Consider the following 6,389-nt stretch of genomic DNA (forward strand, 5'->3'; position numbering starts at 1 on the left):
CCTTTACTAGAGAGATGTGGCCATCCTCCATTTAAGCTAGGAACATTTCGCACAAGTAACGCTCCCGTTAGTTTAACAATTTATGCTTTTTTTATTGGTATGGATAGGGTATAAAGTTCTTCATATTATTTAAGTAAATTTAGTTGCCACGAAACTCCATAACGGTCATTTAGCCAGCCAAATTTCTTACTGAATCCATAATCTCCTATTGGCATAAGTGCTTGTCCACCTTCAATCAGTTTCTGATAAAGATTGTCAAGTTCTTCTTCAGTATTACAAGTAACAAATAATGAGAATGAAGGTGTGAAGGAAAACTGATGTTTAATATTGCTGTCTATGCACATAAATTCTTGACCTTTTAAGGTGAAAGTAGCCTGCATAACAGTTCCTTCATCCCCACTTTCATTTGCACCATATCGAACAATATTTGTAATTGCTGAATCCTCAATCAGAGATGTGTAAAAATTCATTGCCTCTTCTGCTTTGCCCTCTTGAAACATTAAAAATGGTGTGACCTTTTCCATTATAAATCTACTCCTTTTAGAATCTATTTTCTAAATTATAATTCAACCTTTATTTAATATCCAATCTTTTACTAAACTGCCCCGTTTCTTCCATAAGCAAAGTTTCACTTATTACAGGAATACTGCTCCGTTTGTGACATAGAGTAGTCGTCTCCTTGTTTGAGGAAAGGACACAAAATTTAATTGAAAGTTTCATCTAGTTTATCTGAATAGAAATTTATAGCTCTTTTATAACTTAGTAACTCTGTGTCATTTGTCGTATTTATTAAACACTTTAGTATTAGTTCCATCGCTTTACTATGTTCTTTTAAATTGTATAAGGTCATAGAATAAAATACTTGAATTGCATGATTATCTGGGAATAATTCCATTCCTTTTAGAAATACATCTTTTGAATTTTCATATTCTCCTAAGGCTCTATATGTACTACCCAATCCCAATATTGCACCTTCCATATCCTTAGGAGGTAATCCTCCAATCTTTATAGCATTTTCGTAATATGGCACTGCTTTTTCTTCTTCTCCCAATATATCAAAGCTCCAAGCATACTGATAATTATATAAAGCATCATCTGGAGATTCCCTTACTAATTCACTAAGCACCTGGTTGGATTCTTTGAGATCTCCATTCTTCCGTAAATCTATTGCTTTATTAAGTTTGTTATTCATTTCTTACAACTCCAATACTTCTTTCTTTCACTATGTTACTCTCATAACGCCGTTCCACTAGTAATTCTATAGGAGAAGCAAAATTCCTTCTTTCACTAACCTGTCTTTCACTAACCTGCCCCGTTTATTCCATAAGTCAAGTTTTCATTTGGTACAGGATGCTGCAAAATTTGTGCCATATGAATGATTACAGGAAATATGGACAAATAGTTTTAAAATTAAATGTTTTTTCCGTCATTTCCGGATATTATTCAGTTGGAGATAACATTTTAATAAAATATTTTGGGGATTCCGTAAACCCTTGACGCATATAAAACCTATGTGCATCTATTCTCCTTGAGTGGCAATGCACTTCGATTCGATCGCAATTTCTCTTTATGGCTAAATCAGTGCAATATTCTTCTATCTTACGTCCTATCCCCTTACTTCTGATGTTCTTATCAACCGCAAGGTAACTTATCCTTGCGAAATCTCCTTTTACAGCTAACTGAGCTATAAAATGAATCGAAATTAAAGCTATAACACTCTGCTTTTCTTCAAATACTAATAATTCCTCATTCGGATTCCTAAGAAGTGTATCAATTTTTTCCTTTATAAAAGTTCTTGTATCAGGATAGTCTAACTGATTTAATAACAAAGAGATTTGCTCCCAATCCTCAACCTTTGCTTTTCTTATCCCCATTTAAATCACTCCCATTTTTTTATTGAACAATTATTACTTAAAAAGGGCATTTTCTTTACTTAACAAAACTGCCCCGTTTCTACTATAAGCAAGGCTTCACTCTTTAGAGGATTGCTACACCGTTAATTAGAATAGGTTCCTAAGTTTTGTAACACTTTTTGTTTTAAATATTTATACTGTTTCTCATTTGTATCCATATATGCTTCTGCTCTATTAGAAGGAATATCCATGTATACGATATCTTCTCTAAATTGAGAAACTGTGAAATCATACCGTTTGCCATTAATAAAATTATAAAAATGCCATCCATTAGGAAGGTTAGTTTTCCTAATTTCTCCACCTGAAATATCACTTACTACTAATGTAGATACACCACATTGACCCAATGCTGGATTCTCCTTACTCCATTTTGAACTAGATTCTAAAGACCATGAATGATACAGAGCTTCTTCCATACGTTTTATATTTAATGTGTTATACTCCATATAATTCTTCCCACCTACTCAAATACATTTTTTCTAAATGGTCCATTTCTTTTGGTAATCTTGTAATAAACTCCAAATGATTCCCATCTGGATCGTCAAAGTAAATCATAGCGTGAGCTTGACTAGGTACAACTACGGGTTCCTCTGTTCCTTTATGAAATTCATCCCTTACTTCAATCCCTCGTTCCTCTAACCAAACTTTTGCTCTCTTAATATCCTCTAATTCAACATAAAAAGCGATATGTCTTAATGAAACGTGATAAGGTAATTTTGATTCTGAACCTTCCCATAAACCAATCCAACTTTTTCCTTCTTCAATCCAAAAAAAAGCTACTTTATCATATCTTTTATATAGGTTTAAACCTATTTTTTTATAAAACTCGATTGAATCATCTAAATTACTGACAGGTAAATGTGCTTCGTAGAGTCCTTTTATCACTGAACTTCCCCCCTTGTTATAATATCTTCTCTACTTATTTTAATTTTTCTGATATCTTTCTTCAACAAACCTGCCCCTTTAGTGCCTGAATAGATAAAAAGGCATTTATCCATCTTGGATTAATGCCCCCTATTGATTAAGTGTATTATTTCACAATGTTAAAGCAGTTAGATAGGTTTGTTGCGCAGTATCATTGTACTGTGCAGCAAAGACTTACTTGAATTTTAGTCTTTCTTATTACACGTAAGCCCCCGTTTGTTTATGTACATCTCTTAACATACTTTAAGGTATCAACTCTGAAAAATAGTCAATACTTTGAAAATCTCAAAATTGACATATCGAAAAAAATCGATATATAATATAAAACATGGAACCAATCGATGTATTTAAGGCATTATCAAACGAAACTCGACTTAACATTTTACAGTGGTTGAAGGAACCGGAGAAGCATTTCCCTAAACAAGGCGCTCACCTGCCAAAGGAGGTCAGCTATAAAGGCGGAGTTTGTGTAGGAGATATTCAAGAAAAAGCTAAAGCTTCTCAATCTACAGTTTCACACTACTTAAATATGATGCAGAAAGCTGGTCTTCTCGAATCTGATCGTTATGGTCAGTGGACTTATTACAGAAGAAACGAAGAGGCGATTCGTAAGTTAGCTGAATATTTTAAAACGGAAATCTAAGTTGGGGATTTCTGTTTTTTACAAATACTTATATCGATTATTCTAGATATATAAATATAAAGATACTTAGGAGGTTTTTTTAATGCGTTACTTCTCGTATTTACTAGCGTTATTTGCAGGGGCAGCACTTAGTTTTGAAGGAGCTATCTACGGTGAACTAGGCAAAACAATAGGACAATTGGAAACCAGTTTTTACAACTTTTTAATGGGATCAATAATCATGGTTCTATTATGGCTATTCTTTGGGAAAGGTAGGCTTTCATATGCTATTGAAGCACCTAAATGGTCACTACTTGGTGGTGTGCTAGGAGTGGTTTATTTAACATCCATTGTGGTTAGTGTTCCCTTTGTTGGTGTTGGAATCACCATGGTTGCAGTCATTATTGGTCAATTGGTAATGAGTATGATTATTGAACATTATGGTTGGCTAGGTAGTAAAAAAACAAGAATCAATAGAGAGAAAATATTTGCTGTTATGTCAATGATAATAGCTCTTATTTTAGTTAACTAGGAGGTCTAATAATGGGGATATTAATGATTCTATTTACCTTATTTGGAGGTATCACACTAAGCGCACAATCGTCTATTAATGGTACATTTAGTCGAAAAGCAGGAACAATTGAAACTACACTTTTAACGTTTCTAACCGGGACAATGTTTTTAGCAATTTTTATTCTCTTTTTTGGTCAAGGAAATATTCTTGCGATTCTAGATGCACCTAAATGGCAATTAAGTGCGGCTTTTTTAGGCACAATGTACTTACTTCTCACCGTTATGGCGGTACCAAAAATTGGTGTCATAGCAACAAATATCGCTGGAATCGCTGGTCAGCTTGTAATTGGTGTGCTAATTGATCATTTTGGCTGGTTTAATAGTTTAGTAATCGCTTTCGATATTAAACGAGCCTTCGCATTACTCTTTATGATTATTGCCCTTTATTTTATCTATAAAGGAAATAAACGTTCAAGCGAAGAAACCCAAACACGAAGTATTTAATTAAACTAAACTCGATTCACACTAAACTTAATTTTCAAAAAACATTGTACCCTGCAATAGAAGCTGATTTTCCTAATTAGGGAGATTGGCTTTTTCTAATCCTTCACAAAATCCTCTAAAAAGGTGTTTATTGCGCAGTATATCTACTATGTAGTAAGAAATAGTGACTTCCTTCTTTCACTAACCTGCCCCTTTAGCAACATAAGAAAAAAGGCTTACCCTTTTAATTAAGTAAGCATCCGTTCATATACTAATACCATCAAATAATACAATGAATAGCAATGGGATTAGATTTTATTAAGGTTCTTAGAAACCATAAAAGCCTACAAAAGTTAGGAATAGACTAGTTAATATCATTAAGATACTAAAAATAAACAATAAAATTCTATACTTATTCCTTTCTGCGAAAAGAGCAAACAAAAAACCTATAAAATTGTAGAGATTTAGTATAATAAAAAAGCTCTTTCCATTAGTTCCAAACGATAAAGCGTTAAGAAGTTTTTCATCATTCTGGAACATCGAAATAAACATAATAAATCCTATTGAGGTTGATATTACAGATAAAAGCGAAAAGAATTTTCTCATTTTCCCTTCAAATATTTCATCTAATTAACCAAAAGTAATTTCTTACACAGGTTATATTTAGTATATCATATTACCACTTGAAAAAATTGGTAATTCTTTAAGGTGTATTTACTTCTAGTACACTAACCTTTCCCGATAGCAAAATAAGAATCCTGACTAATATATATCCAGTTTCATTCTAATTAGAAGAAATCCCCTTCCCGCCTTTTGTTATTAAGGTGCTGATTCTTTCCATACCAGTAATAATTGGTTTCGCACGACTTATTAATCTTTGGGTAGCTTCAAGACTTAGAGACGCTTGATGGGCTTCTTCATTAGCCCATACTTCATAAACATAAACAGAACTTGGTTCATTCTCAGAAATACTCACTAGATATATTTCACATTCATCTAGATTTTCCATTGATTCTGCCGCTTCTAAAAGAAAATCAATCATTTTTTCTTTTTCGCCTTCTTGTACGATAAACTTGTTAAATAAACTAAATTTGCTCATGCCCTTCCTCCTTAATTTTTCTACTTATTAAGTATTTCGATATCTAAACCGCTTCTCCTATTATTCTCAGAAATAAAACTAATCAAGGCTTCTTGAATAACCTGTCCTTTTAGCTATATAAGAAAGCCCTTTTATAATAGCCTAAGGCGTTAATCCTTCTTATACTGAATTATGGTATAAGAAAGAAAACATCTAATCCCTTATGAATCAAGGTTCTCCAAATATAATTTTATCCGATTGCATAGTTTCACAACTTGATTGTTGTCTCCCATTGGAGCATCTTGCCAATCATAAACTTCCATTGGACCCCAATGTTCTTTTGGTGTATTTGGGTAACGAGCAACAATGTGCATATGGAGATGTGGAACAGTGTTACCAGAAACAAGGGAATAGATATGTTCTGCGTTTTCTGATTCCTTAAGAGCCTTACTTACTCTTGCCATTATTACTCCGAATGACTTTGCTTCTTCTACCGTCATATCGGCAAGGGAGGGAGTATGTCTTTTTAAATCAATCATAATATGACCTAAATAGTTTGGTTTACCCTTTCTATCGATATGACCAACATATACATAATCGTCTTCATAAATCCTTACTCCCGAAGTTTCGATATTGCCAGCGTGCTTATTACAGATAAAACAACTTTCACTCATTCTAATTCCCCCTTTAAGAATTCCTAACAGCGTTAACCCTTCTTATACTGAATTATAAAAAAGTAACCTTATTTATATAAATCTGTCTAAATATTCACCAAATATTTTATTCATAACTTTAGGTGTGTTTTCTAAATAAACATTAATTTGTTCCATATTTGATTCAAATTTATCAGCGTTTC

10 protein-coding genes and 1 pseudogene are annotated in these 6,389 nt (G+C 33.0%); 3 read left to right on the forward strand and 8 right to left on the reverse strand.

Translation table 11 applies throughout. The features are described 5' to 3' along the window. Positions 1 to 125: 125 nt before the first annotated feature. From RTL21_RS23085 to RTL21_RS23105, 5 genes are all read right to left on the reverse strand, one after another. A complete protein-coding gene (locus RTL21_RS23085; protein WP_312099524.1) occupies positions 126 to 524 on the reverse strand; it encodes a VOC family protein in 399 nt (132 codons plus the stop codon). A 179-nt stretch (positions 525 to 703) separates the two neighbouring features. Then, a complete protein-coding gene (locus RTL21_RS23090; RefSeq protein ID WP_312099525.1) occupies positions 704 to 1,192 on the reverse strand; it encodes a tetratricopeptide repeat protein in 489 nt (162 codons plus the stop codon). A 247-nt stretch (positions 1,193 to 1,439) separates the two neighbouring features. Next, a complete protein-coding gene (locus tag RTL21_RS23095; protein ID WP_312099527.1) occupies positions 1,440 to 1,874 on the reverse strand; it encodes a GNAT family N-acetyltransferase in 435 nt (144 codons plus the stop codon). 122 nt (positions 1,875 to 1,996) lie between these two features. Then, positions 1,997 to 2,359 (reverse strand): YunG family protein, encoded by a 363-nt coding sequence (locus RTL21_RS23100; RefSeq protein WP_312099529.1) that lies wholly within the window; start codon positions 2,357 to 2,359, stop codon positions 1,997 to 1,999. Beyond that, positions 2,349 to 2,798, reverse strand: a complete 450-nt coding sequence (locus RTL21_RS23105; RefSeq protein ID WP_312099531.1) for a VOC family protein — start codon at positions 2,796 to 2,798, stop codon at positions 2,349 to 2,351. The genes RTL21_RS23100 and RTL21_RS23105 overlap by 11 nt, the downstream gene beginning before the upstream one ends. 367 nt (positions 2,799 to 3,165) lie before the next feature. Between RTL21_RS23105 and RTL21_RS23110 the strand changes: the two genes are divergently transcribed. The 3 genes from RTL21_RS23110 to RTL21_RS23120 all read left to right on the forward strand — a co-directional run bounded on the left by RTL21_RS23110 (position 3,166) and on the right by RTL21_RS23120 (position 4,476). Then, positions 3,166 to 3,480, forward strand: a complete 315-nt coding sequence (locus RTL21_RS23110) for an ArsR/SmtB family transcription factor (protein ID WP_312099533.1) — start codon at positions 3,166 to 3,168, stop codon at positions 3,478 to 3,480. Between the two features lie 82 nt (positions 3,481 to 3,562). Beyond that, complete coding sequence (locus RTL21_RS23115; protein WP_312099535.1) at positions 3,563 to 3,991, forward strand: DMT family transporter; 429 nt, start codon at positions 3,563 to 3,565, stop codon at positions 3,989 to 3,991. Between the two features lie 11 nt (positions 3,992 to 4,002). Next, the gene (locus tag RTL21_RS23120; RefSeq protein WP_312099537.1) at positions 4,003 to 4,476 is read left to right on the forward strand and encodes a DMT family transporter; all 474 of its coding nucleotides are present in this window, start codon (positions 4,003 to 4,005) and stop codon (positions 4,474 to 4,476) included. 763 nt (positions 4,477 to 5,239) lie between these two features. Here the strand turns inward: RTL21_RS23120 and RTL21_RS23125 are convergent. The 3 genes and pseudogenes from RTL21_RS23125 to RTL21_RS23135 all read right to left on the reverse strand — a co-directional run. Further along, positions 5,240 to 5,554 carry a putative quinol monooxygenase gene (locus tag RTL21_RS23125; protein WP_312099539.1) on the reverse strand — a complete coding sequence of 105 codons (315 nt, stop codon included), beginning with the start codon at positions 5,552 to 5,554 and terminating at the stop codon, positions 5,240 to 5,242. A 200-nt stretch (positions 5,555 to 5,754) separates the two neighbouring features. After that, the gene (locus RTL21_RS23130) at positions 5,755 to 6,207 is read right to left on the reverse strand and encodes an HIT family protein (RefSeq protein ID WP_312099541.1); all 453 of its coding nucleotides are present in this window, start codon (positions 6,205 to 6,207) and stop codon (positions 5,755 to 5,757) included. A 72-nt stretch (positions 6,208 to 6,279) separates the two neighbouring features. Continuing rightward, positions 6,280 to 6,389: pseudogene (locus RTL21_RS23135) on the reverse strand (5'-methylthioadenosine/S-adenosylhomocysteine nucleosidase family protein); the annotation flags it as partial.

This window comes from Niallia sp., assembly GCF_031978665.1.
Classification (GTDB): domain Bacteria; phylum Bacillota; class Bacilli; order Bacillales; family Cytobacillaceae; genus Niallia.

What these genes read in the sequence shown, in the direction of transcription:
- RTL21_RS23085 (WP_312099524.1), bottom strand. Translation starts at nt 524, where the DNA reads ATGGAAAAGGTCACACCATTTTTAATGTTTCAAGAGGGCAAAGCAGAA.
- RTL21_RS23090 (WP_312099525.1), bottom strand. Translation starts at nt 1,192, where the DNA reads ATGAATAACAAACTTAATAAAGCAATAGATTTACGGAAGAATGGAGAT.
- RTL21_RS23095 (WP_312099527.1), bottom strand. Translation starts at nt 1,874, where the DNA reads ATGGGGATAAGAAAAGCAAAGGTTGAGGATTGGGAGCAAATCTCTTTG.
- RTL21_RS23100 (WP_312099529.1), bottom strand. Translation starts at nt 2,359, where the DNA reads ATGGAGTATAACACATTAAATATAAAACGTATGGAAGAAGCTCTGTAT.
- RTL21_RS23110 (WP_312099533.1), top strand. Translation starts at nt 3,166, where the DNA reads ATGGAACCAATCGATGTATTTAAGGCATTATCAAACGAAACTCGACTT.
- RTL21_RS23115 (WP_312099535.1), top strand. Translation starts at nt 3,563, where the DNA reads ATGCGTTACTTCTCGTATTTACTAGCGTTATTTGCAGGGGCAGCACTT.
- RTL21_RS23120 (WP_312099537.1), top strand. Translation starts at nt 4,003, where the DNA reads ATGGGGATATTAATGATTCTATTTACCTTATTTGGAGGTATCACACTA.
- RTL21_RS23125 (WP_312099539.1), bottom strand. Translation starts at nt 5,554, where the DNA reads ATGAGCAAATTTAGTTTATTTAACAAGTTTATCGTACAAGAAGGCGAA.
- RTL21_RS23130 (WP_312099541.1), bottom strand. Translation starts at nt 6,207, where the DNA reads ATGAGTGAAAGTTGTTTTATCTGTAATAAGCACGCTGGCAATATCGAA.